The following is a 26,535-nucleotide window of genomic DNA, read 5'->3' as shown; positions in this document are numbered from 1 at the left end:
TTCTAAGTCACAGCGATCAAGAAAACTCGGCAGTCGGGCTTGGCTGTCCAGCCTGCCTTAGAATGCCCCGTCTTAGGAATTTCGGGTCTGCTTGCGCCGCCCTGGAGGATATTTCGGGATGAGCCGGGAAGGATCACGGGTAACGGAAACCGCAGTATTTGCAGTTATCCCCCAGATCAGGCCGACGATAAGGAAATAGTGACGCCAGTGGTCGGTGTCGATGATCGCTGACTGGACAACCAAGGGAATATAGACCGCGATTACAGGAATGAGCAGGCCACGTCTGGCGGGATTCCCTAAACCCTGTAAACCGCGCCAGAGCGTAAGCAGGACAATTAGGTAGTAGCAGAGCCCCCCGCCCCATCCATAGGCATGCAGGACAGTAACATAGGTATTGTGCGGCTGCTCCATTATACGCAAATGGGGGAACTCTGTGGGCCCCAGCCCCCAAGGATGGGTCAGAGCAAGGTCGAACGCATATCCTTGCCGGCCAAAGCGGCCAGTCTCTCCGGTGTCGTAGGTCTGGGTGGCGCTGGCGCGCTGTTCAAACAGCGAGCCGATCTCGGGAACGGACAGCAGTCCTGCGAAAGAGATCATGACGATCAAAGCGCCGGCTAGGGCGATAATCATCATGCGGACCTTCTCGGTCGCTATAGCCTCCAGCCAGAAGCACAATACAAAAACCAGTAGGCCGGAGACTGCAAAATGTCCCCAAGCCGCCCGAGAAAAGCTTACAAACACACCGATCATCAGCAGGAGTACGATCGCCCCGTTGAGCAGTTGACCCTTGCGCTGGAGAAAAAGATCGCGCAGCACCAGCATCGCAGGAAGAATAAGGAAAGGGCCATAGACATTGGGGTCCTTGAACATCGCCTTGGCGCGGTCGTAGCGCAGAAACATTTCTGAATTTGGCAGTACGCCGAGATATGCGAATATTCCAATAGCTGCGGACACTACGGCGGTTGCCACATAAGCGTTGCGGATTACACTCACACGCTGCTCGGGCGCTTCTGCGATGAAATTCGCAGCAAAGAAGGCGGTAAAAATTAAGTAAATAGTGACAACAACAAAAATAAGCGCGTCCGTCAGGGGCGTGTAGCGAACCTGGAACGCAGCAATTACTCCAAACACTGAAAAAAACAGCAGAAGCAGCAGCAACGGCGCGGTGGAGGAGAAGAGGCGCATACGCGACGCCACTGCCATACACAGGGCCGGAAGGAGCAGAATTTCGTAGAAAGACGGCTCAAAGAGAATGAAGCTACCGGAAAAAATCCAGAGCCAAATAGTCACCATGAGCGTTTTTGACGCCAAGGCATGCATATAGGCCTCGCCGCGTTGCCGGGCTAGGATCGGATTAGCGATAGCCTGCCTGGAAAGCACATCAATCATGGCATACTTGGAGCGAGAAACATCTTAGAAGGTTAGCGACCCACCCTAAAGAAGGCATTAACCATGCCGGTTCCACTTTAAGCCGGAAGCAGCATTAGGGCGTTTCAGTGTACCAGCACGGTAAGGAGGAATAATCTGTGACGGTCACACGCCGAAATCTGTTGTCCGGTTGTATCGGCACACTTGCGAACTTCGCGCTGCCAATTCACACCTCGGCGCAGCGCTTCGTCGATGCCAGTGCTTTCGGCGTAGGGGAGACGGCAGACGATCAAACGGCCGCATTCCAGATGGCAATTGATGCCGCAATTGGCTTGCAGCAGCCGCTTTTCCTGGGGCCTGGCACTTATTCGATCAGTAACGCGACCATAGCCGGTCCCCTGACGATCTACGGCTCGGGCCAGACCGTCCTGCGGCTCGATACCGGCGAGACAATTCTTACAATTGTCGACTGCGACCATGTCACTCTCGAGGGCCTGACTTACGAAGGGATGGGGCCATCAAGCCCCGAGTCCACGCTGCTCGATATGGTCAACGTCAGCAATGTGGTCATTCGCGATTGCCGCTTCCTGCACGCAGCCGGAACTGGCATCCGAGCGCATAATGTACAAGGCCGCATCGAGCGGTGCGAATTGTCCGACATAGCCAATACCGGCATCTTTTCTACGGACAGTCGCGGCCTAGACGTGGAGGGCAACTCCATAACGCGTTGCGGAAACGGCGGTATTCGTATCTGGCGTTCCGAGAGTGGCCCGGATGGATCCCGCATTTTCGGCAACAGGATCAGCGAGATCGACTGGACGAGTGGCGGCAACGGGCAGAATGGCAACGGGGTCAATGTGTTCCGCGCCGATGGCGTCAGTATTAGCGATAATTACATCACCGAATGCGCCTTTTCCGCTATACGGCTGAATGAAACTCATGACACACGCGTGATAAGCAATCACTGTGCGAAGAGCGGCGAAGTATCGATTTTTTCCGAGTTTGGTTTTTCCGGCTCCATCATCAGCGACAATCTGGTCGAGGGGAGCGCTGCAGGTATCTCCCTCACCAATTTCGATCGTGACGGGCGACTATCCATCTGCCAAGGCAATATCATTCGAAACTTGACGGCCGGATCTGTCACAAACCCTGATCTTATTGTTCCATACGGTATTGCCGCTGAAGCAGACGCCATAATCACTGGCAATATTGTAGAGGCCGTTCCAGGCACCGGCATTATTGTTGGGTGGGGACCTTATCTAAGAAATGTGCTGGTAAGCAATAACCTGGTCCGGAATTGCGACGTCGGTATTTCAGTGAGCGTAGTTCCGGGCGTTGGCCTCTCCCGCATCAGCGGCAATGTGGTGTCCGACTATCGCCAACACGCAATTGTCGGCGTCCAATGGCAGGAAGTCGTCGCCACCGACCTAAGTGCCGCCGACTATGCCAACGTCTCTATCGGGGATAACAGCATTCTCGCGCCCAGCCGATGAAATGGTAAGCGGTGTTCTGCCCCCATCTTCTGGCCCGTTGTCAGCCGTGAGATTTCGCACGGGTTGATGTGGGTGCGGGAGTTTCTCCATGGACGCTCCAATGGAGCTTCTCACAAATCCCCCGCCCCAGGGTTTCTTGAGACATCCCAGACGGCTTATTGAGGGCCAACGGAGGTGTTGAGATGGATGACGTTGATCGGGGAGGAGCCGCGAGCGCGGAGACCTCAGATATCGGAGCGGTCGCGGCTCCGGGTCGGGAGCGGCGCATGACGGCGGGTCGCAAGCGGGACGCGGTTCTGCGGGTGCTGCGGGGCGAGCCGCTGGAGATCGTGGCGCGCGAGTTGGCGGTGACGGCCGCGGATCTGAGCGGCTGGCGCGATGCCTTTCTCGAGGCCGGCTCGGCCAGCCTGAAGTCGCGGGCGCGGGACGATCGGGACGAGACCATCGATCGGCTGCGAACCAAGGTCGGCGAGCTGACGATGGACACCGAACTGCTCTACACGAAGATCGCGCGGCTGGAGGCTGGCGGCGCCCCTTTTGCAACGCGGAGGTCGAAGCGATGAGCACCGTCATCTCGATCTTCGCACGCCGCCGCTACGGTGTCGCCCGGGTCTGCCGGGTCTGGGGCATCGCCCGGTCAAGCATCTACCGTGGTCGCCGGGCGGCGACGGCCGGGGCTCGTGGGGCCGCTGCCCGACGCCGACCTCGTCGAGGCGATCCGGCGGGTGCTCGCCGACAGCCCCTTTCACGGCGAGGGCTACCGCAAGGTCTGGGCGCGGCTGCGCCATGCGGGCCTGCGCACCTCGAAGGAACGCGTGCGCCGGCTGATGCGCGAGAACGGCCTGCAGGCCGCGACCCGCACCGGCCGCCCCCGCGGCCCGCGCAACCATGACGGCACGATCATTCCGGAGGCCCTCGACACCATGTGGGGAACCGACATGACCGCAGCCTTCACCGTCGAGCATGGCCAGGTGGCGGTATTCGTCGCCATCGATCACTGCTCGGCCACATGCGTGGGTATCCATGCCGCCCTCCACGGCACCCGCCACGAGGCGCTCGAGCCGCTCCGCCAAGGCGTCACCGAATACTTCGGCGGGGTCGAGAAGGACGCTGCCCGGGGCCTTGCCATCCGCCATGACCACGGCAGCCAGTACATGTCCCGCGACTTCCAGAAGGAGATCGCCTGGCTCGGCGCCACCTCGTCGCCGGCCTTCGTTCACGCCCCCGAGGGCAACGGCTGCGCCGAGCGGTTCATCCGGACGCTGAAGGAGAACCTGCTTTGGGTCAGGACCTTCCGGACCGTCGAGGAGCTCCGCCTCGCCCTGATCGAGTTCAGGCGAACCTACAATGAATGCTGGCTGATCGAGCGGCACGGCCACCGCTCCCCAGCCCAGTTCCGACGCGACCAGATGGACACAATGCCGCTGGCCGCATAACTGCAATCGGGTGCCTCAAGAACCGGGGGCGGTACACAAATGGCGCGAAGCGGCGTCGCAATTGGCAGTGGTCCAATGAGGTGAAGGCGCGGATTGTTGCCGAGACACTTCGGCCTGTGACCTGAGCCCCAAGTTCCCTCCGGTTTTAAGGAGAGTCCTTGGGTTGATGTTTGGTCCTATGCGGCCTGTTTTTCCAGTGCCAGTTGCGTTGCAAACTCGGTGGGAGTGAGATTGCCCAGCGAGGAGTGCGGTCTGTGGCTGTTGTAGTCCTCCTTCCATGCGCTGATCCGGTCGCGCCATGCGCTGATCCGGTCGCGCGCCTCGGGCATTGAGGAGAACAGCGTCTCGTTGAGGCATTCGTCGCGGAAGCTGCCGTTGAAGCTCTCGATGAAGCCGTTCTGCATCGGCTGCCGGGAGCAATATAGTGCCAGTCGATCTGCCGGTCCTGGGACCAGCGCAGGATCGCCATACTGGTGAACTCGGTGCCGTTGTCACTGACCACCGTGAGCGGCCGACCGCGCCTGGCAATGATGGCATCGAGCTCACGCACCACCCGTCGGCCCGACAGCGATGTATCGGCGACCAGAGCCAGGCACTCCCGCGTGTGGTCGTCCACCACGGTCAAAACCCGGAAGCGGCGGCCGTCGGTGAAGGCATCGCTGACGAAATCCAGGCTCCACCGCTGGTTGGGCCGATCGGGCACGATCATCGGGCGCCGGGTGCCCAGAGCCCGCTTGCGGCCGCCGCGTTTGCGGACCTGAAGCCTCTCCTCGCTGTAGAGCCGTCTAAGCTTCTTGAGGTTCATCGCGATGCCCTGGCGCTGCAGCATTACGTGGATGCGTCGATAGCCGACGCGCCGACGCCACCGCCTTCATCGCCTCCCGCAGCTCTCCGTAATCGATCTTTCCACATTCGCCGACCAAATATGCAGCTTGCGACTCATCCCGACCGTTCGACCAACATCCGCAAGCGTTTGGTTGGCACGGTCATTCTCCGCGTGCATTCCGGACAGTGCGCACAGTCTGACCTGCAGCTTCCGACAGCAGCCGCACATCTGTGCCCGCCGTGACGAAATCATAACCCCAATCAATCGCGCGGCTGGCATAGTCGGCGCTACCCGTATGCAGGCCGACCTTGATGCCATACTTATGTGCAGCAGCAAGGATTGTTTGAATCGCCTCGAGCATCTCGGGTTCTTGGCGGTCAAAGCCAACACGATAGCGACGGCCCGTCAACGCAAGCGTAAGGTCCGATGGGCCGACATAGACCCCATCCAGTCCTGGCGTTGCGCAGATCGCATCGAGGTTATTCATCGCCTCGGCCGTCTCAATCATGGCCATGCAGATCAATTCTTCTTCGGCATTGCCGTCATATCCCGGCCCGGCCGAAAAAACTGCCCGCGTCGGGCCAAAGCTGCGGGTGCCATTGGGTGCGTATCGCGAATAGGACACCAGGGCCTCGGCGTCGGCCCGGGAGTTGATCATCGGACAGATGATGCCCATCGCCCCGGCATCGAGCGGTTTGGTCACATCGGCTGGCGAGAGTTGCGCAATGCGGGCCATCGGCATGACGCCGCTTGCGCCCATCGCCTGGAACATCTGCACGGCGCTGGCATAATCCACGACGCCATGCTGCAGGTCCACTGTCAGGCTGTCATAGCCCTGCGCCGCCATGATCTCGGCGGAGAAGCTATTACCGATGGAGAGCCAGCCATTGATTGCCGGCTTTCCCTGCGCCCAGAGCGCCTTGACTGCGTTGGTCTTCATTTCTGGCCTGCCTTGGCCTTCGCCCGCATGGCGGAAATCGTCGTCCGGTGGGAAATTGCATCCTGCTCGGTGACGACCTCGATCAGGGCGCTGCCCTTGGCGGCCAATGCCCGCTGCAATGCAGGCCCGAAGTCGGCGGTACGCTCGACCCGTTCAGCCACAAGGCCATAGGAGCGGGCCAGCGCCACGAAGTCGGGGTTTACCAGATCAGTAGCATAGACGCGCTCGGGGAACTCGCGCTCCTGATGCATGCGGATGGTGCCCAGCATGCTGTTGTTGACCACGACGAACAGAACCTTGACGCCATATTGGACGGCGGTCGCCAGTTCCTGGCTGCTCATCTGGAAGCACCCATCCCCGGCAAAGCACACCACCATACGGTCGGGATGAACAAGACTTGCCGCAATGGCCGCTGGCACCCCATAGCCCATGGCGCCCGATGTGGGCGCAAGCTGGGTGCGGAAGCTGGAAAACTGCCAGAAGCGATGGGCCCAGGCGGTGTAATTGCCCGCGCCCGAACACACAATGGTATCGGCGGGCACGGCCGCGAAGAGATCGGTTACCAATTGAGCCAGGTCCACGCTGGTCTCGCGTGGTGCGACATCAAGCGAAGCGACATAGTCGGCGCGGGCCCCGGCCACCCAGCCTGCTCGTTTCGTGTTGCCGGCCCTGGGCGACAGCCGCGCCAGCCCCGCGGCTGTCGCGGGTGCCCCTGCATTAATGGCCAGGTTTGCCTGGTAGACGCGGCCCAGCTCTTCGGGATCGGGATAGATGTGAACCAGTGTCGCGCCCCGTTTTGCCGGGTCAATGATCGTATAGCCGGCGGTTGTCATCTCGCCCAGGCGCGCACCCATGACCATCAGGAGATCGGCCTGGCGTACGCGATCGACCAGCTTGGGCTCGGCGCCAATGGTCAGGTGGCCGGCATAGTTGGGATGATGGTTGGACACATAGTCCTGGCAGCGCAGCGATGCCAGGATCGGTACGCCGAAGCGCTCGGCAAAATCGGCAACCTGTTCGCCGAGTCCGGCCGTCCAATCACCGCCGCCTACGATCAACAAGGGCCGTTCGGCGGCCTCGACGAGTTCGGCGATATGCGCCAGCTGAGCCTCGGTCGGCGCTCCGGAGACTGGTGCAGCCGGCAGGCCGGGATCAATTTCACACGAAACAAGGTCGCTCAGCACGTCTTCGGGCAGGGACAGCACAACAGGGCCGGGCCGACCCGCCATCGCCGTCTGGAAGGCGCGATGCACATATTCGGGGATGCGCGCCGGATCGGTGATTTCCGCAGCCCACTTGGCCAGCGGTGTGAACATGGCCGCGAAGTCCACTTCCTGGAAGCCTTCGCGGTGCTTCATGCTGGTGTTGACCTGGCCCACAAACAGAACGAGCGGCGTGGAATCCTGGAACGCAGTGTGAATACCGGTCGAGGCATTTGTAGCTCCCGGACCACGGGTCACGAAACACACGCCGGGCCGTCCGGTAAGCTTGCCATAGGCTTCAGCCATGTTGGCCGCACCGCTTTCGTGGCGGCAGACCACCAGTGCAATCTGGTCGCTGACGTCATGGAGTGCGTCGAGCACGGGCAGATAGCTCTCCCCGGGCACGCAGAAGGCACGGTCCACCTTTTGGGCCAGCAGGCTGGCGACCAACAGATGGCCACCCCGGCGGGTCGTCTTGGTGTTGTCCACCGTCATCTCATTCTCCTTCTCGCGTCCGTCGAGGCATGGCATTCGCTTAAAATGCTGCCATGCCAGTTCAATTTGCGGGTTTTACCCATTTCAAACCAATTCCAACCTGATCGGTCCAATGAGGCAATGCCCGGTTTGGGTTCGGGATAGTCTCTTTAATAAATCAGCTAGTCTGGTATAGGTTTGAACAGTTCGACCGCTTCAACCAAAGCGGTCATATTGCAACCCAATGGTCGGTGAACATGAATATCGAAACCAACTCGATAGCCGGCGTCGCCCAAAGTGCCCGAGCCAAATCCGAACTGGATTCGCAGTCGATCTATCGCGACTTGAAGTCGGGAATCATGCAAGGGGTCTACCCGGCCGGAAGCCGTCTGCCCACGGAGCGTGCGCTTGCCGAGCATTTCGATGCCGCGCGCAACAGCGTGCGCAAGACGCTCAACCTGCTGGAAGACGAAGGCCTGATCATTCGCCACGTCGGTCGCGGAACCTTTGTTCGCAGCGCAGCCGCGAAGGATGAGTTCACGCTGGCTGAACTGCTCGAAGCACGCTTGCTGTTCGAGCCCAACCTTCCCGATCTGGTCGTAGAGCGCATCACGCCCGAGTTGATCGAGGAAATGGAAGTCGCGCTTGAACAAGTGCGCAATGCCGAGGATTGGGATCAATTCAAGGAAGCGAAATATGCGGTACACATGGCGATTGCCCGCGCCTCGCGTAACCGCTTCATCATTTCGATCTTCGAGCAGATCATTGCGTCCCGGCGCCGCGCCGGCTGGGGTCGTTCGGGCCGGCAGCTGTCGCCGGTCCTGGTCGTGCGTGAGGCAGCGTATCGGGACAATCTGGTGATCGTGGAGGCGCTGCGCTCTGGCGAAGCCGACAAGGCACGCCAGGCCATTCGCGACTACCTGCTGCGCACCCTGTCCAACGTCAGCAGCAACTGATCGAAAGGGAACGGCGCGAACCGCGCCGCCCGCTGTACGCCCTTTACTCATCGCTGATCCATCCGCTTCTGCACCGCGCGGCCAACCAGCATCAGGGCGAGTGCTGCAGTAAGAACGGCAAGACCCGGAAACACCGATATCCAAGGCGCGTAAAGAATGTAGTTCTTGCCCTGCTCCAGAATGGCGCCCCAGTCCGGTGTTGGGGGCTGTACGCCAAGGCCCAGGAAACCGAGTGCTGCCTGTATCTGCAGGATCAGCGGGAACAGGATCATATACTGGGTGAGGATCAGCGGCAGGACGTTGCGCATGACATGGCGGCGCAACACCGTGCTGTCGCGCACACCGATACTGCGAGCTGCCTCGACATAGGTCTTGCCGACCTCACTCATTGCCCCGGCACGGGCGATGCGGAAGAATACCGGCATATAGACGATTGACAGCGCCGTGATCAGATTGACGATGTTCGGCCCCAGAACGCCGGTGATTATGACCCCCAGGATAATCGGCGGAAAGCTCAGCAGGACGTCGACCAGGCGTCCAAGAACCTGATCAGTCCAGCCGCCGAAAAAGCCCGATACCAGCCCCAGGGCGCCACCGATCACTGCCGATATCAGCAGCGAGCCAGCACAGATAGCCAGGGTAACCCGCGTGCCATAGATAACGCGTGCCATGATATCGCGCCCGACGTCGTCGGTGCCGAACCAGTGGTCCCCAGAGGGTGGTTGCATGGCCCGGTCGATGAACACGTCAATCGGGGATTGCGCAGTAAAAAGCGAAGGGAAGAGGGCAGCCAGAAGCAGCAGGACCAGCAGGGCGATACCGAGCACCAAGCCGGGTTCGCGACGCGCGGTCCGCAGCAGCTTGCCCAAGGCGCCAAGAGGCGCAGGAGCGGATGGCGTGGTGGATAAGGTAGCTTGTGCCATGGGAAACTCCGAAGTCAGGCCACGCGCACGCGCGGGTCGATCAGGCGGTAGGTCAGATCGACGACAAGATTGACGACCATGGCGGAGACGACGACGATCAGCAAAGCCCCCTGGAGCACCGGATAGTCGCGCGTTTCGATGGCGGTAAGCAGCAGACGGCCCAGGCCGGGCAAGGCAAACAGCGATTCAATGATCACCGTTCCACCCAAAATCTGGATCAGGATCAGGCCCATGAAGGTGATGATCGGGATCAGCACATTACGAAGGATGTGCTTGAAGAAGACCACCCGGACCGGCACGCCCTTGGCAATGGCGGTGCGCACATATTCCTGATTGAGTGCGGACACCACGTTCTGGCGTACGAACTGGCTATAGGCGGCAGCCTGCAGCAGCCCCAGGCTGGCAATCGGCAGGATAAGGATGGACAGGTTGTCGCCGAGCGATCGGGTGATCGGCACGAAGCGCAATGGCGGCGACCAGCCGATGAGGGCAGACACTCCCACCAGCAGCATCAGGCCAACCCAGAACACCGGCGCGGCAAGTCCGAGGATGTTGAAGGTCTGGATTGCCGTATCGAGCGGGCGGTTTTCGTAGATGCCGGCAATGATGCCGAGTGGAACACCGACAAGAGTGGCGACCGCCAGCGTGAGAATGGCAATTTCCAAGGTGACCAGGAAAGCGGGGCCGATCATCTCGGTCACCGGCAGGCCACGGGTCCAGCTATTGCCGAGATTGCCTTGCAGGACATTGGTGATCCAGGCCAGATACTGCATGTAGATCGGCTGATCGAGGCCGAAGAACTCACGCAATGCACCGGCTGCGTTTTCTCCGCCGGCCTGGCCCATCATCTGCGCCACGACGTCGCCGGGCACCATGCGCACCAGCAAGAAGACCAGAATGGACGCCAGGACGGCCGTGAGAAGTGAGGCGAACAGCCGTTTAAGTAGATATGAGCCCATGATCGATCCCGTGCGCAGCTCTGTAACGGGAGGCGCAGCGGCGCCTCCCGCCTTTGACATCATTCGGCGATGAAAGTCCGCGCCAGACCGAAATACCAGCCCGTCGGATGCTGGGTGAAGTTCTGCACCTTGTCGCTGCGAACGGTCACGTGATCGGGCGAATAGAGCATGATCGTGGGAACAGTCTCGGCAAGTATGGTCTGGAACCGGTCGTAGATCTCGCGGCGCTTCGTGGGGTCCGCTTCTGCCCGCCCCTCGTCAAGCAGGGCGCTGGCTTCGTCATTGTTCCAGTTGCGGAAGTCGGCTCCATCGGGCTTCTTGTGGAAGTGCCGGTAGAACAGCAGGTTGGGATCGGGCTGGGCCGCCCAGTCGTTGAAGGTGAAGCCCATCTGGCTGGAGCGAAAATTGTTCACCCACACACCCAGGTCAACGCGCTGGATGTCCAGGGTGATGCCGATCTGAGCCAACTGCTTTTGCAGGGTAACCGAAGCCGGATCCATCCAATCGAAGCCGTTAATGGTGGTCAGCGTCATGGTGAAGCCGTCGGCGTAGCCAGCTTCAGCCATCAGCGCCTTGGCCTTTTCGAGGTCCGGCCCCTGCATCGGGACCTGATCGAGGGGGAGACCCCAGCTTTCCTGCATGCCCGAGACCATGGTGCCCAGAGCGGTGCCATATTCGCCAACGGAGGCCTTGAGGATTTCCGTCTTGTCTACGGTAAGCGAGATGGCCTGACGAACACGAACGTCGCTGAGCTGCTCGAGCTCGGAGCCCAGATCGATCGCAGTCTGGGCTAGCGACGGCCAGCGCTCGATGTTCAGGCCAGGCACGCCGGATACCTGCTGCACGTCCTGCGGACGGCTCAACGGAACCAGGTCGATGCGATTGTTTTGCAGGGCAACCAGCATGGAAGCGCTGTTGGGCAGGATCGAGAAGTCGATGGCATCAAGATAAGGAACGCCAGCTTCCCAGTAGACTTCGTTGCGCTCGAGCGCGACGTGCGAGTTGGGAACGAACTCGACCAGCTTGAACGGGCCGGTGCCAACGCTTTCCGAGTTTATGCGGTTCTTGGCGCTCTCGTCGTCGAAATAGCCGGCAGGAACCACGGCGCCGTATTTATTGCCGAGCGTCATGGGCAACGACGAGTTCTTGTCGGTCAGCGTGAAGCGAACGGTGAAATCGTCCACCACTTCGACATTGCTCACCATCGAGAAATCGCCGGCGCCGGGCGAGCCGTTATCGGGGTTGCGGATATAGTTGTAGCTATAGGCCACGTCTGCTGCGGTCATGTCGCCGCCGGTATGGAACTTGACGCCCTGACGCAGCTTGATCGTATAGACCAGGCCGTCCTCGGAAATCTCAAAACCCTCGGCCAGCAGCGGAATGGCCTGCCCGTTCGCACCTTCGTAGAACAGGCCCTGGTAAACCAGAACAGTCAGGCGGATGCGCGCATCGGCGGCCTGGTGGAACGGATCGAAGCCGGGCGGCTCGAGCAGCAGGCCCATATTCAGGCGGCCGCCGCTGACAGCGTTTTCTGCAGCTGGGCCGTAAAGGCTCAATTCATTGGCCAGGCTTGGCGACAGTGCCAGCAGACTGAGCATGGTGGCACCGAGCAGTTTCTGCCCGAAGCGTCGCATGCCGGATATATTCATAAAGGTCATGGTACTCCCCTTGTGTTCTCTCATTCCTTTGCGTGCCGCGCCCCATGGGCCGCGACTGCCGTCGTGTTTCGCCATTCGGCGTTTATTCAGTCGCGATAGGCGACTGTTATCTCGATCTCGACCGCTGCATTGCGGGGCAGTTCGGCTGCGCCGATGGCTGCTCGCGCGTGCCGACCGGCCTCGCCGAAAATTTCTGCCAGCAGATCCGAGGCTGCATCGAGCACTTTGGGCTGGGCATTGAAGCCCGGTGCCGAGGCCACGAAACCGTTGATCTTGAGCACCTGCTCGATCCGGTCGAGCGAACCCAGCGATTGCCTGAGGCATGCCAGGCCCTGAAGAATACAGATGCGGGCTTCGCCCTGGGCGGTGGCCAGATCGACTTCGGCGCCGACCTTTCCGAACACCCGCACGTCACCATCCACCTTGGGCATCTGGCCGCTGACATAAGCGATGCCGCGATGCAGGATCACGGGCACGTAATTAAATGAGGGCGAGGCCGCGTCAGGCAGTTCGATCCCCAGTTCTTTGAGGCGCGCGTCTATGCTCATGATCCGTCTCCGCCGATCTGGGATTGCAGCAACCCGTTGAGGTCATATTGGGGGATGAAGGCGAAGCGCGCCCGGAAGCGGGTGTCGTCCATCAACGGAAAGGTATTGGCCGGGGGGACGACTTCCTGTTCGACAACATAACCGGGCACCTGTGCAGCTGCGGCAGCACCGATTTCGCTGAGGCGGGCGGTAAAGCCGTTGATATGGTAGATCGCCTCAAGCGGCGCATCGGTGACGAGGGCCTCGACAATGGCGCGGGCCACGTCCGATACATGCATCAGGTCGATTGGCATGTCGTGGAAGCGGACCTGGTGGCGGGCACCCGGCGCAGCATTGGCGATAACACCAGCAATGGCGCTGGCTGCACCTTGGTACCAGAGCCCCGGCCCGAGCACGATCGGCAGGCGGATCGAGCTGGCATCGAGCCCATGGCGGTCGCGATAATACTGCACCAGGTCTTCGGACAGAACCTTGGTCAGGCCATAGATGGTGCGTGGCCGCTTGACACCAGTCTCATCGACGCGCTCGCTGTCATAGTTGTCAGCGGGGCCGAACACGACGCTTGAGCCGGTGGTGATGACGCGGCTGATGCCGGTTGCCTGGGCAGTCTCGAGCACATGGCGCAGGCCGTCGACATTGATCGCCATGGCGCGGTCGGCATCGGCCTCGCCGCCCTGCATCAGTCCCTTGCCGCCCTCGCCAAAGGCAGCCGTGGTGACAATCGCGGTTGCGCTGCTCGCTTCGATGGCGGCAAGGATCGCCGCCTGATCTTCTACCGAGCCGATGGTCTCGCCGAAACGCCCGCCCAGATCGGCAAGCAGGTCAGTGGCCATGTTGGGGCCAAAGACATGCACGGGGATGTCGCGGGCCAAGAGGGCCCGCACAATGTGGGAACCTACGAAGCCGCGCCCCCCGATGACCAGTATGCGCGGAGTTTCAGAAAGCAATGCCGTCACGGATACAAGCCTTGAAATGACCAGGGCGAACTTCGCGCAGGGCCGGAATGGTTTGGGCGCATTCCGCCAGCGCGAAGGGGCAGCGGGTGCGGAAAACACAGCCGGATGGCGGCGCGATCGGGCTCGGAATCTCGCCGCCCAGAATCTGCCGGCTTTCCCCGGCGTAGCCCGGAGCCGCCTGCAGCAGCGCCGCCGTATAGGGATGGGCAGGATTGTCGTAGAGCTCTTCGGTGCGCGCGACCTCCATCACGCGGCCGAGATAGAGCACCATCACCCGATCGGTGATGACTTCAACGACCGACAGGTCATGGCTGATGAACAGCAAGGCCAGGTCAAATTCCTGCTGCAGATTCTGCATCAGGTTGAGCACTTCTGCCTGAACGGACACATCGAGCGCCGAAACCGGTTCGTCAGCCACGATAAAGCACGGCGACGATGCGAGGGCGCGGGCAATGGCGATGCGCTGGCGCTGGCCGCCGGAAAAGGCGCGGGGATAGCGCCTGAAATGGTCCGCCGAGAGGCCAACCTTTTCGAGTAGCGCCACGGCTTCTTCCTCGGCCGCCCGGCCCCGTTGCTGGCGATGCAGCTTGATCGGCTCCATCAGCGCATCGCCCACCGTCATGCGGGCATTGAGGCTGGCAAAGGGATCCTGGAAGATCATCTGCATATGACGGCGGAACTTGCGCAGGTCATCCGGGCCGAGTTCGCCAAGGTTCTGGCCATCAAAGATCACCTTGCCCGCACTGGGCTCGATCAAGCGCAACAGTAGCCGACCGACGGTAGACTTGCCGGACCCGGATTCGCCAACGACGCCAAGCACTTCACCCGGTGCAACAGTCAGATCGACGTCCTCGACGGCGCGCACGGCCTGCGCCGGGGTACCCCAGCTATCGCCGCGCACCGGAAATTGCTTGCTGAGCCCGGTGACCGAAACCAGCGGGCCCGGTTCGGCGGCTTTTGCCTCTGGATACTGTGCAGGCGTCACGATGCAATCTCCTGCCAACGGATACAGCGGGTCACATGCCGGCCATCGACAACCTGAAGTTCAGGCTCACGGGCGATGCAGGCCGGGAGGGCATGGGAACAGCGGGCATGAAAGCGGCACCCGGCCGGCGGCGAGAGCGGATTGGGCATGGTGCCGGGAATGGGCTGGAGCGAGCGGCGATTGCCCGCGCCATCACGGCGCGAGGGAATGCAGTCGAGCAGCGCGCGCGTATAAGGATGGCGCGGATTGGCCAGAACCTCATCGACCGGCCCTTCCTCAACCACCTGGCTTGCATACATCACGGCCACGCGGTCGGCGATCTGCCTGACCAGCTTGAGGTCGTGGGTGACGAAAATCATGGCCATGCGGCGTTCCTGCTGCAGCTTGCGCAGCAGGTCGATGATCTGGGCCTGAATGGTCACATCGAGTGCGGTTGTTGGCTCGTCCGCGATCAGCAGGCGCGGATCGCAAGCCAGCGCCACCGCGATCATGACGCGCTGGCGCATGCCCCCGGACAGCTCATGGGGATAGGCATCGACGCGTTTTTCGGGGCCAGAAATTCCCACCTGGCGCAGCAGCTCGATGGCCTGAAGCCGGGCCTCACTCTTGTTCAGCCCCTTGTGCACCCGGAGCGGTTCGGCCACCTGGTCGCCTACGGTGAAGACCGGGTTGAGGCTCGACATCGGATCCTGGAAGATCATGGCGATGTCATGTCCGCGAATACGGCTCATCGCCTTTTCGCTCAGCGCCAAAAGGTCAGTGCTGACATTGTCGCGGCCGTGGAAGTGGATCGAGCCACCAACGACCCGGGCCGTGGTCCGCGCCAGCAGGCGCATGACCGTCAAGCCGGTCACCGATTTGCCGGAGCCCGACTCACCGACGATGGCGAGCGTTTCCCCTTCGCTGACGCTCAAGGTCACGCCATTGACGGCCTTGATCACGCCTGCGTCGGTAAAAAAATGGGTCTTGAGATCGATTACGGCCAGCACGGGCTGCGCGGCTGGCCGGGTGGTATCAGGCTGAAGCATATCGGAGCAGCGCCTCCTCATCGACCTCGATGCCAAGACCAGGCCCCTGCGGAATAGCGATGCTGCCATTCTCGACGACGATCGGCTCTTTCAGCAATTCGGTACGCAGCGGATTGGCGCCGAGATCGTATTCGAGCAGCGTCGGCTTGGGGATGTTTTCTGAATGCGGAAAAGCCGACAGTGAGGCGATGAAATGCACACCTGCGGCCAGCCCGATGGCACCACCCCACACATGGGGAGACATGCGCAGATGGTTGGCATAGGCCAGTTCGGCAATCTTGCGGCCCTGCCAGAACCCGCCGCAGAGGCTGATGTCGGGCTGCAGCACATCGACGCCACCGGCATCGACCAGGTTTTTGAAGTCGAACACCGTATAGAGCGCCTCGCCGGCGGCGATCGGCATGCGGGCGCGCTTGTGGAGGCGCCCATAGCCCTGGAAATCGGCGGGGTTCAGTGGCTCTTCCACCCAACCAATACGATAGCGAGCGAGCCGCTCCATGCTCTCCATGGCCAGATCGTAGGTATAGTTGGAATTGATATCGACCAGCAGCTCGACGTCGTCATCAAGCACCTCGCGTGCAATTGCGACACGCTCTTCATCGCTATCCGGGCCAAGACCGATCTTGATCTTGACGGCGGGATAGTTGCCCGCCGCGAGCAGGTCAATCTGTGGCCGGTAGTCTTCGCGCGGGGTCTCGGTGATATAGCCACCCGAGGCATAGATCGGCACGCTGTCGACCCGCTGGCCGCCCAGCAGCTTGCAGACGGGCAGCCCCAGCAGCTTGCCCATGGCATCCTTGGCCGCAATATCGATGCCACTGATGCAGGCCATCATCGGCCCCTGGATACCAAAGTGGTAGTGGCGGGCCATGATCCGCGCATAGCCGTGCTCGATATCGAAGACGTCGGTGCCGACCAGATAGTTGGCAAGGAAGGCTTCATAGCCGCGATTGAAGGCAGGCATGCCCCAGGCCTCGCCAAAGCCGACAATGCCATTTTCCAGGGTCAGCTTGACCACCGTGGAAGCGCGTCCAGTCGCCAGCGACTTCGACATTCCGTAGGGCTTGGCGGCTCCCAGAGGAGCGCTCAGCGCGACGAACTGGATGGCGGATATCTTCAAGGCGAACCCTCGCAGCCAAAAGTGATCAATTCCGGATCATATGTGAACCATTTTTCACCAGATGCGCAAGAGCCCTCTTTAAAATGCGTTTGTTGGAGGGATATGGTGGCAATCAAACCTCGTATCGATCGCCACAGGACGGTTATGACCAACGCTGCAAAAATCTGGGACGGCCTCACGCCCGAAGAGCATGAGCGCCACTACAACCCGCAAAAAGCCTGCCCAAACTTCAACGAGTATCGCGCTTTGCGCGAGCCGGCCAATGAGCAGGCACTCAATGAACTACCCCGTCACGCCGACATTGCCTATGGCGACCACGAGCTGCATACGCTTGATATTTACCCGGCACCAGGCAACGGACCGCACCCCGTTCACATCTACCTGCATGGTGGCTATTGGCGCGCCCAGGACAAATCCAACTATGCCTTCATCGCCGGGATGCTGGTACGGCATGGCATCACCGCCGTGATCATGAACTACGAATTGTGTCCAGCCTCAACCCTTGACCAGGTCGCAGAATCAGCACTTGCCGGGGTGGAATGGGTGACCAAGAACATTGCGCGATACGGTGGCGACGCCACCGCGATCAGCCTGTCGGGTCATTCTGCCGGTGCGCATCTGGTCGCTGAAGTGCTGGCCACAGATTGGGCGGCACGTGGCGTCGATCCGACCTGCTTTGTCGGCGCGGTTGCCGTCAGCGGCATTTATGATCCAGCGCCGGCTATGCTCACCACGGTCAATGCACAGCTCAAGCTTACGCCCAAGACCATTGAAAATCGCAATGTGGAAACGCGCACGCCCCTCGTGCATTGCCCGGTCGCTGTGATGGTTGGCGGGGACGAGCCCTGGCAGTGGATTGACCAGAGTTTCCGCTATTCGCATCACCTGCACCGCCACGGCAACCAGCCGGAAGTGCATGTGCTGCCCAATTACAACCATTTCAATATCCTGCTGCCCTTCATGCAGCCGGAAAGTCCTGTCGGCGGTGCCATGCTGCGTCTGGCCCAGCCTCGTCGCTAGTTGTTTTTCCTTCCCACGAAAGATCTTTCATGACCGCACTTGAGCTGAACCAGTACCGCCTCAGCGTCTACGACCTTACCGCCACTCCCGAAGCCATGACCGTCGCCGTCTCTGGCGTGGCCTTTGTCTATGTTGCCTCAGGCACTGCTGAAGTGGATGGTACGTCGGTCGAAGCCGATAATGGCCACTTCGTCGACGGCCCCTTTAGTTTCGCGGGCACCGGCACGGCCTGGCTCTACGAATTTGCACCCATCACCCAGCCTGTGCTTGATGGCGCCGGTATCAGCCTCGTCATCTCGCGCCGGCTGCCGCAGGCTTATTCAGGCAAGCGCATCTTCCGGGCCGACCGCGTCGAGTCGAACCCGGGCGCCCAGACGCCCCTGCACGGCCATCGCGGCCCCGGCATTCGCCGCCTGCTCAAAGGCCGGCTGCATGCCTATATCGGTGAAGACAGCGAACGCATCGATACCGGCCATGCCTGGTTCGAAACCGGTACAGACTGGGTCATCGGCAAGAATATCCATGACAGCGCCAGCGCCTTTGTCCGCGTCATGATTTTGCCGGCCGAACTTTCGGGAGGCATTTCCTCTTTCGTGCCTGCCACCCCGGAAGAAGGTAACAAGCCGCGCTCGGTCACCTATCGCCTGTTTGGCGAACATTCGTGCTAACGAGCCATCCAACAAGCCAAATGGACGCGTACTGCTCGTTGACGTGAGTTCCAGACCGCATCCTGTCACGAGTAGAAGCCTCTTGTTATTTGAGCCATTCGGGCTCGGTCGTGCATTGGGCGAGCGCGGCGCTCCCCACTTGCTCGGGCGCTTCATCCTATTGTGTTCCGGGAGGGTTGGGTTTGCGCGCCTTGAGGAAGTCGCGCTCACGAGAGGTCATCGTTAGTCCCGGCACTCTGGAGGGCAGGGTGATTGCTCAAGTCCATCAAGCAGATCGAGTGTGAGCTGCATGTTGCGCGCAACACGATGTGCAAGATCATCCGACCGGGTGAGACGCGCTTTTCCTATGAATGAGAGACTCAGCCCCTGCCGGCCATCGGGCCGTGGCAGGCGGGGTTGGATCGTCTGCTGCTGGCCAATGAAGGCAAGCCCTCGCGGGAGCGGCTGACGCTGATCCGGATTTACGAGGAGCTTTGCGGGCTCGGCTATCAGGGCAGCTATGATGCGGTCCGGCGCTATGGGCGGCGCTGGAGCCGTGAGCGCTCGCAATCGGCATCTTCGGCCTATCTGCCGCTGAGTTCTGCACCTGGAGAGGCTTACCAGTTCGACTGGAGCCACGAGATTGTCGTTCTCAATGGTGCAACGGTTACGATCAAGGTCGCCCATATCCCGATCCGCTACATTACCTGCCGCTGATCGAGCACAAGATCAACGCGTTCGATCAGGCGGCACCGCTGCAGGGCTGGGAACTGCCGGAGGCGTTCACGACACTGCGCTATAGCGCGACGATCAGGATGGGACTCCGTATTGCCTCACGTTGAGATGTTCCTGAGCGATTGCGCCGTTGCCTCAGCTAAATGTGGACTTTCCCCGCTTTAGTGGAGAGGCATTAGCTTGTTTGTCGCGCCCGGTTTTCGAACTGGACCGGGCTTTGATAGTCGAGTGCGGAGTGCCGCCTCACCGGGTTGTGGAATCCGTCGATGGAGCGGGCAATGGCCTGTTGGGCATCCTGCCTGGTCTGGAAGCGTGTGCGCCAGATCAGCTCGGATTTGATGGTCTTGAAGAAGGTCTCGACCATGGCGTTATCATAACAATTTCCCTTGCCCGACATTGAGATGCTGATCCCGTTTCGGCGCAGCTCGGCCTGATAATCCGCGGCACAATATTGGGCGCCGCGGTCCGAATGGTGGATCAGGCCCGCCGTCGGCTGGCGCATCACCAGGGCCTTGCGGAGCGCCGACAGAGCCAAGGCCTTATGCAGTCGATCGCTGGTGGCCCAGCCAACGATCCGGCGGGAGAACAGGTCCAGCACCACCGAGAGATACAGCCAGCCTTCCCTGGTCCAGATGTAGGAGATATCGACGCCCCATTTTTGATCGGGCGCCTCGGCCTGGAACACCTGGTCGAGCAAGTTCGGCACCACGGGCCAAGCATGCTCGCTATCGGTGGTGCGCTTGAACCGGCGCTTCTGCCCTCTTCGCCGCATTCGAGCAGATAGAAGCGCGTGGCGTGATGTCGAGGCCCGTGCCGGCAGAGTTTGGGGTGGAAGGGTATTTCTTCCGCCACGAGCGCCATTTCGTTTATTGGAGACGGCTTTCGAACGACGATATCGGCATCGTCACCATCCTGCACGAGCGAATGCATCAGATTGATCGGTTCAAGGACGACTACTTAGGTAAGCTGTTGAAATTTAATCATCATTTAAGTTTCGATCCAAGCTTAAGCAGAGCCTTGGGAGGTCGGCACGAGGTGGAGAAGGTTGGATATGAGGCCCATCCCCTCCGCCACTTCCTTTTGATATTGCTAAGTCGTTGAAAAACAAGACCTTCTTCGGGAGGTCTTTTTCATTTGTGCCCCCGCTTTGTGCCCCCATTTTATTGGTCTTTGGCGCTGCGGCCCGACTCGTGCTCAAGGTTTGGAAGATGATGGATCAGGAGTCAGTTCGTGGTCGCAAAGAAAGTCGTGTGCCCAGTCTCAGATTATGAGTTCGCCGAAGAGCTTCCCAGCAGCGGCGACTTCCATCGCATTAAGTCCCCGCCCTTTGATGGGATATACCGCGTGTCTGGCTCCGCTAAAGCACTGCTTGAAAACGGGATAAGCGGTGCAGAAGCTGCACGGTTGGCGACCTGGCTTGTGGACCAAATCAGACTTGGTGTCGATGAGCCAATGGTGACCACCAGCGTGTTGGAGTTAACGGATTCCGGCCAGCCCCTAGCTGTGAAGGAACGAGTTGAGCGGCTTTACAGGTTCCTTGAGTCTAGGCTCCGCAACATTGGGGACAGCCTGCCCTGGGAAACTCCGTATCTTGCATCGGGTGATTTGCTGGCCAGCGCCCAGAAAAATCGGGTTGCTGCGTCACTTTGGACCGAAAGCACGACCTCAGACGAGTTGTCTGCGCTGGTAGAGTACGCTGTCGAAAAGGGCTTTGCCGCTCTCACCAACAACCAGACCTACTTAGCTTTGACTATCGAGGGATGGCAGTATCTTCAGCAACTGGACAATGCCGGAGTCTCATCTGACCAGGCCTTCGTTGCCATGTGGTTCGGCCCTGAAATTACCTCAGCCTACAATGAGGGCATTGCGCCGGCCATTAGAGACGCCGGATATCTCCCCATGAGGATCGACCAAAAGGAACACGCCAACCGCATTGACGACGAAATCATTGCAGAGATACGCCGGTCTCGCTTCGTGGTGGCTGACTTCACGTGTGGGGTGGTGGACGATGGTGGCCAGCCGGTCGCCATACCGAGAGGCGGGGTCTACTATGAGGCAGGCTTCGCGCAGGGCCTAGGTATCCCCGTCATCTGGATGTGCCGTGAGGACCACATCAATTATGTGCACTTCGACACCCGCCAGTTCAATCACATCACGTGGACCGACGCAGGGGACCTCAGGGAGAAGTTGAAGAACCGCATCGGGGCTGTGCTTGGGGACGGGCCAAACGCTGCTCGCTGATCCAACTATCGGTCTAAGGCAAAGGCCTTGTCAATCGGCACCGAACTTTGACCCCTTATCGGCGCCCAATATTGACCCCCTTATTGGATGGCTGTGGAGCGGGGCGGATGGCAGAGCTGGTCAGGGTTGCGGCGCTATCCGGCCCGCGGGGGCAGGATGTCAGATACGGTTTTTGAAGCGCCAGCTGTCGTTGCCGGTTTCGACGATATCGCAGTGATGGGTGAGCCGGTCGAGCAGCGCCGTGGTCATCTTGGCGTCGCCGAAGACGGACGGCCATTCCCCGAAGGTGAGGTTGGTGGTGACGATGACCGAGGTCTGCTCGTAGAGGCGGCTGATCAGGTGGAACAGCAACTGGCCTCCTGACTGGGCGAAGGGCAGATAGCCCAGTTCATCGAGCACGACGACGTCCTTGCGGCCCATATAGTCGGCCAGGCGCCCCTGCCGACCGGCGCGGGTCTCTGCCTCGAGCCGGTTGACCAGATCGACGACGTTGAAGAAGCGGCCTCGCGCGCCGTTGCGGATGCAGGCCCGGGCAATGGCGATCGCCAGATGGGTCTTGCCAGTTCCGGTACCACCGACCAGCACCAGGTTACGCTGCATGGCCAGGAAGTTGCCGGCGGCCAGATCGCGCACCAGGGTCTCGTTGATGCCAGTGCCTTCGAAGGTGAAGTCGTCGATGTCCTTGGCCAGGGGCAGCTTGGCGATGGTCATCTGGTACTTGATCGAGCGGGCCTGCTTCTCGGCGATCTCGGAGGTGAGCAGGTCCGAGACGATGCGAGCGGGCTGATGCTCGCGTTTGATCGCCGTGGCGATGATCTCGTCATAGGCGCTCTTCATGCCATAGAGCTTGAGCGTGTTCATGGTGGTCAGGATCTCGGAGCGTTCCATCATATTGCCCTCCTCAGGCTGTCGTAGCGGGAACAGTCGGCCATGGGCTCGACGCGGAGCCGGAGGGCCTGTGGGGTATTGAGGATGGTGACCGGGCTGCGGGGTTCGCGCTGCCGGGCCAGGATGTTGAGCACGATATCGGCGGAGCAGACCCCTTCACGCAGCGCCTCGGCACAGGCCGCCTCGACCGCCGGCAAGCCATCGCTGAGCACGGCGGTCAGGATGGTGACCATCTGCCGGCCCCCATCGGTTGCCGAGCCCAACCGGCGCCGGATCTTCTCGATGCTGGCCGGCAGCACCCAGTCCTTGAAGGGCGCGCCATTGCGCCAGGCGCCGGGCTTGCGCGCCAGCACCGGCACGTAATGCCAGGGGTCATAGACGGTCTGGTCGCGACCGAAGATGCGGGGATGTTCACCCACTGGCCTGCCGTCCTGACGCAGCTCGATCCGATCGGCATAGGCCCGGATCTCGACCGGTCGCCCCACCGCACTGGCCATCACCGAGTACTTGTTGTTATCGAACCGAACCAGGCAGGTCTTGGAGACCGAGGCCGTCACCGCATGGAAGCCGTCGAACCGGCCGGCATAAGGCACCAGACTGCCGCGCTCTGCCTCGAAGGCTTCCCAGATGGTCTGGTCGCGGAACTCGGGATGGCGATGCGCCCGGGCATAGGCAATGGTCTTGTCCAGCAGCAGGGCATTGAGCTCGTCATAGCTGCTCACGCGCAGGCGGGGCGTGAAGAAGCGCTCCCGCACCAGCCCGACCTGGTTCTCGACCTGGCCCTTCTCCCAACCTGAGGCGGGTGTGCAGGCCACAGGGTCGATCAGATAATGCCCGCACATCTGCAGGAACCGGCGATTGTAGACTCGATCCTTGCCCACCAGGATCGTATCGACCGCCGTCTTCATGTTGTCGTAGATGCCGCGCGTGCAGGTGCCCTTGAAGAAGGCGAAGGCCCGATCATGAGCGTCGAACACCATCTCCTGGGTCTCGCGTGGATAGGCCCGCACGAACAGCATCCGGCTATGGCAGAGCCGGACATGGGCGACCTTGACCGTCACCGTGGTGCCGTTGATCAGCACCACGTCGTGGCTCCAGTCGAACTGGTAGGCCTCGCCCGGCGCAAAGCTCAGCGGCACGAAGGCGGATGCAACCGTAGCGGAGCGATCCTGATCCCAGTTCCGGGCATAGCGACGAACTGCATCGTAGCTGCCCGAATAGCCCAGTCCCGTGAGTTCCTCGAACACCCGGATCAGCGTCAGCCGCTCACGCGCAGCCTTCCCTTCATTGGCCAGCAATAGCTTATCCAGATCCCCCTGCCACGGACCGATCCGGGGCAGCGGCTGCTTCTCACGCTCATAGGAAAAGCTCGTCTCACCCGACCGGATGATCTTGCGCACCGTGTTGCGCGCAACATGCAACTCCCGCTCAATCTGCTTGATGGACTTGCCCTGCACAAAATATGCCCGACGAACCCGTGCAATCGTATCCACGCACTTCATCCCCCAACCGCCTATCCCAAACCAAAGGACGGACAGTCTGCCTAAAACACAAAATGGGGGGTCAATATTGGACGCCGATTACCCCCGGTAAGGGGTCAAATTTGCATGCCGAAACACACATATGGCCTTCCTTTCGGGGTGGCTGATGGTGATGAATGGAGGTGAAGTGGTGGTCCCGCTGTGCGCAAAGGCATCAGGAGGGAACACTGATGGGATAACGTTTAAGAGCCCAACTCGTGTGAGCTTAACGGCAACGGGTTGTCGAGCATAACGGCCCCGCTCGTCGCGTATTTTGTACGGTTTGATAAATGGCCGCTATTCTGATGGCTACCTAATGGAGCCGCGTAGGCAACACATATTGTTATTTCTAGTACGAGACTAATTCTAGAAAGCTGATTAGGTTAGAGAAATTACAATTCTGCATCCGAGGAAATCTCAGATGGTGATGGTGCGCCGCGCTGCCGAAGCCTTACGCCGTCTGGCTTATAATAGCGTTTGGCGTTCCACTCCCCGCCGTTGTCGTAGACGGCTATCTCACCCCTCAGTACCTTGCGGTCCAACCACTTCGAGGCCCTATCAACATGGCGGGTCATATTCTTCTTGATAATCCCCTCCGGCTTATCGGGGCGGCCTCGCCAGTGTGCGTACCATGCTGCGACCAACTCACGAGCCGACTTCGGGGACCATGCCTGGTTTAGGTGCTTGATGAGCCAGTCCGTCAGACCATCACCATTAGCCTTGATCGGCTGCTTCGGACGCGCCCTCCGCCTCTTCTCTTCAGCCTTCCGCTCGCCAACAGGTGTGAGCTGGTGGAGAGGCTGAGCGTCGCCATCTCCAGGCTGGCCGATGCCAAGACGCTGCCTGTGGAGAGCCTTAGGTCCTGGCATGAAGTTCCCCCTCTTCGTTTGCGTCGTGGGTAGATGGTGATGAGGTGTCTGAGTTCAAGGGCAATGGGAGCTTTACGGCCTCCACACAGGCCCTCTTCGCAGCTTCCGGTGACGGCCCCGGATAATGCGACATGGTGAGTTGGAGAGGCAGATCGTCCTTGCTGTGACCTACGACATCCGCAAGGGTCCACTCAGTGTATCCCTTAGCGCCGGCCAGCAATGCGTTGCGAGCTTGTAGCATGAACCAACGCCTGAAGCTGTGGAAGTCCACATTGGATTTGGGCTTCCCGTTCGGCCTTTCATCGACCCCCAGCGCCCGGCGGTAATACCCAAAGGCCTTACTTGCCGCCTGCGACCTGATGTCGGTGTGCTCCACGATTTCGGCTTCAGGGTCCAACAGGAAGTCTGTCTCCTGCTTGTCTTTCTTGAGGCGCTTTATGATGGGTCTAAGTGCGGGGTGGATTGGCACAGTTCGTACGGCATTCACGGTCTTGCCGTCGCGCACGGTAAACACGTCGCCTGCAACATCGCGGACCCTCAAAAGGTAGCATTCTTCCAGTCGCATTCCACTTAGGGCAGCAATCCTCACGAGGTCCGCGATATGCTCCTTTGGTGTCCCGCCGAGTAGCTTCCGCATTTCGGCCTCTGCGAAAGCCCGCTTGCCGCCATCAGGCTCAAGAACGATCCCACGACCTGGACCCTTGGCCTCGGGAAGTTTGCCAAGCCACGGGCTGGAGTTGCGCGGGCGATGACCCTGTTCCTCCATCCATCCCCAGTAGGATCGCAGAAAGGATATGTACTTTCCGGCGTTCTTTCGGTCGAGCTGACGCGTAACCACGAGATGACGCATGAAGTCCCCAGCTACCGGCTGGGTTACAGCCTCAAGCGTGAGCGGCAGGTGCTTCTTGGCCATCCAATCGGCCAGCCACTTCATGCCACGCCTGAGGTCCAACACAGACTTCGGCCTATAAGGCTTATCTCCTATGAAGTCTTCTAGGTGGTCGGAGAGAGGGGTGGTGCGTCCGAACGCGGTGTCCGCAAACGCCTTTGCCGTCTCAAGACCCTGAGACCGGACCAATTGCTCAGCCCTTTGGACAATCTCGTACGCCGTATCAACAGTTGGACTTGTGGTGGGAACGCGGTGCCGGGTGCGGAGAACCTTTGCTTCCTCCCACATTGTCGCTCCCGGTTGGACGCTATCTACGGCCTGAGCAATCTGGAGCTTGAAGCGGGATACGTGCTCGCCCTTCAAGACGTTGGCGGTCTTGAGGTTTCCAGTGCCTAGTGACTGCTTGAGGTATCGCTTGCCGCCGAAAAGATGGCGTACGGCATCGGGGACCCGGATACGCACCCGGTACTTCCCCCTATGAAGCTCAAGATACTCCTTGCTCTCCGTCATTGTGCCCCCGCTTTGTGCCCCCATAAGTGGAGGGAGGAGACTGGAAATCAAGAGGTCTGTGCACTTTTATCTCTGAGCCGCGAGTGTCCCTTCCTCTCCGCCACTCGCCCTCGCGAAAGCGTTCTCCCGATCCGGCTCCGGCCGGATTTTCCCGTTGTATTCGAGGGTTATGCAGGAGGGGCTGAGCACTGGCCTCGACGCCAAGAGGCCCGAAAGCGCTCTCTCGGGGTCGATATTCTCCGGACCTGTTGACTGTCCGGTTTCGGTGAACAGCTTATAAGCATCTGTATATTAACGATTATATTTCGTACCGGTGCGGACTCCGATCCCGGTTCCCTTCGCTT

20 protein-coding genes and 4 pseudogenes are annotated in these 26,535 nt (G+C 60.4%); 8 read left to right on the top strand and 16 right to left on the bottom strand.

From position 1 onward, the window contains the following. Nucleotides 1–72: 72 nt before the first annotated feature. Complete coding sequence (locus tag O9Z70_RS05270) at nt 73–1,389, bottom strand: O-antigen ligase family protein (protein ID WP_286021433.1); 1,317 nt, start codon at nt 1,387–1,389, stop codon at nt 73–75. Nucleotides 1,390–1,526: 137 nt separating this feature from the next. On the opposite strand from O9Z70_RS05270, the gene O9Z70_RS05265 reads away from it, so the two are divergent. Together O9Z70_RS05265 and O9Z70_RS05260 are read left to right on the top strand one after the other, a co-directional pair. After that, a complete protein-coding gene (locus O9Z70_RS05265; protein ID WP_286021432.1) occupies nt 1,527–2,861 on the top strand; it encodes a TIGR03808 family TAT-translocated repetitive protein in 1,335 nt (444 codons plus the stop codon). 266 nt (nt 2,862–3,127) lie between these two features. Further along, nucleotides 3,128–4,297, top strand: a pseudogene (locus tag O9Z70_RS05260) (IS3 family transposase). Between the two features lie 176 nt (nt 4,298–4,473). Here O9Z70_RS05260 and O9Z70_RS05255 read toward each other — a convergent pair. The 3 genes and pseudogenes from O9Z70_RS05255 to O9Z70_RS05245 form a co-directional block, all read right to left on the bottom strand. Beyond that, nucleotides 4,474–5,159: pseudogene (locus tag O9Z70_RS05255) on the bottom strand (IS3 family transposase); the annotation flags it as partial. A 124-nt stretch (nt 5,160–5,283) separates the two neighbouring features. Beyond that, complete coding sequence (locus tag O9Z70_RS05250; protein WP_286021431.1) at nt 5,284–6,063, bottom strand: HpcH/HpaI aldolase family protein; 780 nt, start codon at nt 6,061–6,063, stop codon at nt 5,284–5,286. Then, nucleotides 6,060–7,754, bottom strand: coding sequence for a thiamine pyrophosphate-binding protein (locus tag O9Z70_RS05245; RefSeq protein ID WP_502870186.1), 1,695 nt, complete (start codon nt 7,752–7,754; stop codon nt 6,060–6,062). Before O9Z70_RS05245 ends, O9Z70_RS05250 begins: the two co-directional genes overlap by 4 nt. A gap of 242 nt (nt 7,755–7,996) precedes the next feature. On the opposite strand from O9Z70_RS05245, the gene O9Z70_RS05240 reads away from it, so the two are divergent. Then, nucleotides 7,997–8,695, top strand: coding sequence for a FadR/GntR family transcriptional regulator (locus O9Z70_RS05240; RefSeq protein ID WP_286021429.1), 699 nt, complete (start codon nt 7,997–7,999; stop codon nt 8,693–8,695). Between the two features lie 47 nt (nt 8,696–8,742). On the opposite strand, the gene O9Z70_RS05235 is transcribed toward O9Z70_RS05240, so the two are convergent. The 8 genes from O9Z70_RS05235 to O9Z70_RS05200 all read right to left on the bottom strand — a co-directional run bounded on the left by O9Z70_RS05235 (nt 8,743) and on the right by O9Z70_RS05200 (nt 16,872). Beyond that, nucleotides 8,743–9,618, bottom strand: a complete 876-nt coding sequence (locus tag O9Z70_RS05235) for an ABC transporter permease (protein WP_286021428.1) — start codon at nt 9,616–9,618, stop codon at nt 8,743–8,745. A 14-nt stretch (nt 9,619–9,632) separates the two neighbouring features. Continuing rightward, entirely contained in the window at nt 9,633–10,577 is a 945-nt protein-coding gene (locus tag O9Z70_RS05230) for an ABC transporter permease (RefSeq protein WP_286021427.1), read from the bottom strand. Nucleotides 10,578–10,636: 59 nt separating this feature from the next. After that, entirely contained in the window at nt 10,637–12,235 is a 1,599-nt protein-coding gene (locus tag O9Z70_RS05225; protein WP_286021426.1) for an ABC transporter substrate-binding protein, read from the bottom strand. 86 nt (nt 12,236–12,321) lie between these two features. Next, entirely contained in the window at nt 12,322–12,783 is a 462-nt protein-coding gene (locus O9Z70_RS05220; protein WP_286021425.1) for a RidA family protein, read from the bottom strand. Further along, complete coding sequence (locus O9Z70_RS05215; RefSeq protein WP_502870162.1) at nt 12,780–13,667, bottom strand: NAD-dependent epimerase/dehydratase family protein; 888 nt, start codon at nt 13,665–13,667, stop codon at nt 12,780–12,782. The genes O9Z70_RS05220 and O9Z70_RS05215 overlap by 4 nt, the downstream gene beginning before the upstream one ends. A gap of 52 nt (nt 13,668–13,719) precedes the next feature. Continuing rightward, nucleotides 13,720–14,727 (bottom strand): ABC transporter ATP-binding protein, encoded by a 1,008-nt coding sequence (locus O9Z70_RS05210; RefSeq protein WP_502870185.1) that lies wholly within the window; start codon nt 14,725–14,727, stop codon nt 13,720–13,722. After that, nucleotides 14,721–15,752 (bottom strand): ABC transporter ATP-binding protein, encoded by a 1,032-nt coding sequence (locus tag O9Z70_RS05205; RefSeq protein ID WP_286021423.1) that lies wholly within the window; start codon nt 15,750–15,752, stop codon nt 14,721–14,723. The genes O9Z70_RS05210 and O9Z70_RS05205 overlap by 7 nt, the downstream gene beginning before the upstream one ends. Continuing rightward, complete coding sequence (locus O9Z70_RS05200; protein ID WP_286021422.1) at nt 15,739–16,872, bottom strand: mandelate racemase/muconate lactonizing enzyme family protein; 1,134 nt, start codon at nt 16,870–16,872, stop codon at nt 15,739–15,741. Before O9Z70_RS05200 ends, O9Z70_RS05205 begins: the two co-directional genes overlap by 14 nt. 144 nt (nt 16,873–17,016) lie before the next feature. Between O9Z70_RS05200 and O9Z70_RS05195 the strand changes: the two genes are divergently transcribed. From O9Z70_RS05195 to O9Z70_RS05185, 3 genes and pseudogenes are all read left to right on the top strand, one after another. After that, entirely contained in the window at nt 17,017–17,892 is an 876-nt protein-coding gene (locus tag O9Z70_RS05195) for an alpha/beta hydrolase (protein WP_286021421.1), read from the top strand. 29 nt (nt 17,893–17,921) lie between these two features. Continuing rightward, nucleotides 17,922–18,560, top strand: coding sequence for a hypothetical protein (locus tag O9Z70_RS05190; protein ID WP_286021420.1), 639 nt, complete (start codon nt 17,922–17,924; stop codon nt 18,558–18,560). Nucleotides 18,561–18,812: 252 nt separating this feature from the next. After that, nucleotides 18,813–19,229, top strand: a pseudogene (locus O9Z70_RS05185) (IS21 family transposase); the annotation flags it as partial. A 220-nt stretch (nt 19,230–19,449) separates the two neighbouring features. Here the strand turns inward: O9Z70_RS05185 and O9Z70_RS05180 are convergent. After that, a pseudogene (locus O9Z70_RS05180) lies at nt 19,450–20,031 on the bottom strand (IS3 family transposase); the annotation flags it as partial. Between the two features lie 38 nt (nt 20,032–20,069). On the opposite strand from O9Z70_RS05180, the gene O9Z70_RS05175 reads away from it, so the two are divergent. Next, complete coding sequence (locus tag O9Z70_RS05175; RefSeq protein ID WP_286021418.1) at nt 20,070–20,375, top strand: hypothetical protein; 306 nt, start codon at nt 20,070–20,072, stop codon at nt 20,373–20,375. Between the two features lie 129 nt (nt 20,376–20,504). Next, nucleotides 20,505–21,515 carry a hypothetical protein gene (locus O9Z70_RS05170; RefSeq protein WP_286021417.1) on the top strand — a complete coding sequence of 337 codons (1,011 nt, stop codon included), beginning with the start codon at nt 20,505–20,507 and terminating at the stop codon, nt 21,513–21,515. A gap of 159 nt (nt 21,516–21,674) precedes the next feature. On the opposite strand, the gene istB is transcribed toward O9Z70_RS05170, so the two are convergent. The 3 genes from istB to O9Z70_RS05155 form a co-directional block, all read right to left on the bottom strand. Continuing rightward, a complete protein-coding gene (gene istB, locus O9Z70_RS05165; RefSeq protein ID WP_286021956.1) occupies nt 21,675–22,403 on the bottom strand; it encodes an IS21-like element helper ATPase IstB in 729 nt (242 codons plus the stop codon). Then, nucleotides 22,403–23,905 carry an IS21 family transposase gene (gene istA, locus O9Z70_RS05160; RefSeq protein ID WP_286018323.1) on the bottom strand — a complete coding sequence of 501 codons (1,503 nt, stop codon included), beginning with the start codon at nt 23,903–23,905 and terminating at the stop codon, nt 22,403–22,405. The genes istB and istA overlap by 1 nt, the downstream gene beginning before the upstream one ends. 873 nt (nt 23,906–24,778) lie before the next feature. Then, nucleotides 24,779–26,191 carry a DUF6538 domain-containing protein gene (locus O9Z70_RS05155; protein ID WP_286021416.1) on the bottom strand — a complete coding sequence of 471 codons (1,413 nt, stop codon included), beginning with the start codon at nt 26,189–26,191 and terminating at the stop codon, nt 24,779–24,781. Between the last annotated feature and the right edge of the window lie 344 nt (nt 26,192–26,535).

Origin of the sequence: Devosia sp. YIM 151766 (genome assembly GCF_030285925.1) — a bacterium.
Classification (GTDB): Bacteria; Pseudomonadota; Alphaproteobacteria; order Rhizobiales; family Devosiaceae; genus Devosia.
The sequence above is the reverse complement of the archived record's forward strand: the minus strand, read 5'-3'. Positions and strand labels throughout refer to the sequence as shown.

Coding starts and splice junctions, on each gene's coding strand:
- O9Z70_RS05270 (WP_286021433.1), bottom strand. CDS start 1,389: ATGATTGATGTGCTTTCCAGGCAGGCTATCGCTAATCCGATCCTAGCC.
- O9Z70_RS05250 (WP_286021431.1), bottom strand. CDS start 6,063: ATGAAGACCAACGCAGTCAAGGCGCTCTGGGCGCAGGGAAAGCCGGCA.
- O9Z70_RS05240 (WP_286021429.1), top strand. CDS start 7,997: ATGAATATCGAAACCAACTCGATAGCCGGCGTCGCCCAAAGTGCCCGA.
- O9Z70_RS05235 (WP_286021428.1), bottom strand. CDS start 9,618: ATGGCACAAGCTACCTTATCCACCACGCCATCCGCTCCTGCGCCTCTT.
- O9Z70_RS05230 (WP_286021427.1), bottom strand. CDS start 10,577: ATGGGCTCATATCTACTTAAACGGCTGTTCGCCTCACTTCTCACGGCC.
- O9Z70_RS05225 (WP_286021426.1), bottom strand. CDS start 12,235: ATGACCTTTATGAATATATCCGGCATGCGACGCTTCGGGCAGAAACTG.
- O9Z70_RS05220 (WP_286021425.1), bottom strand. CDS start 12,783: ATGAGCATAGACGCGCGCCTCAAAGAACTGGGGATCGAACTGCCTGAC.
- O9Z70_RS05205 (WP_286021423.1), bottom strand. CDS start 15,752: ATGCTTCAGCCTGATACCACCCGGCCAGCCGCGCAGCCCGTGCTGGCC.
- O9Z70_RS05195 (WP_286021421.1), top strand. CDS start 17,017: ATGACCAACGCTGCAAAAATCTGGGACGGCCTCACGCCCGAAGAGCAT.
- O9Z70_RS05190 (WP_286021420.1), top strand. CDS start 17,922: ATGACCGCACTTGAGCTGAACCAGTACCGCCTCAGCGTCTACGACCTT.
- istB (WP_286021956.1), bottom strand. CDS start 22,403: ATGGAACGCTCCGAGATCCTGACCACCATGAACACGCTCAAGCTCTAT.
- istA (WP_286018323.1), bottom strand. CDS start 23,905: ATGAAGTGCGTGGATACGATTGCACGGGTTCGTCGGGCATATTTTGTG.
- O9Z70_RS05155 (WP_286021416.1), bottom strand. CDS start 26,191: ATGACGGAGAGCAAGGAGTATCTTGAGCTTCATAGGGGGAAGTACCGG.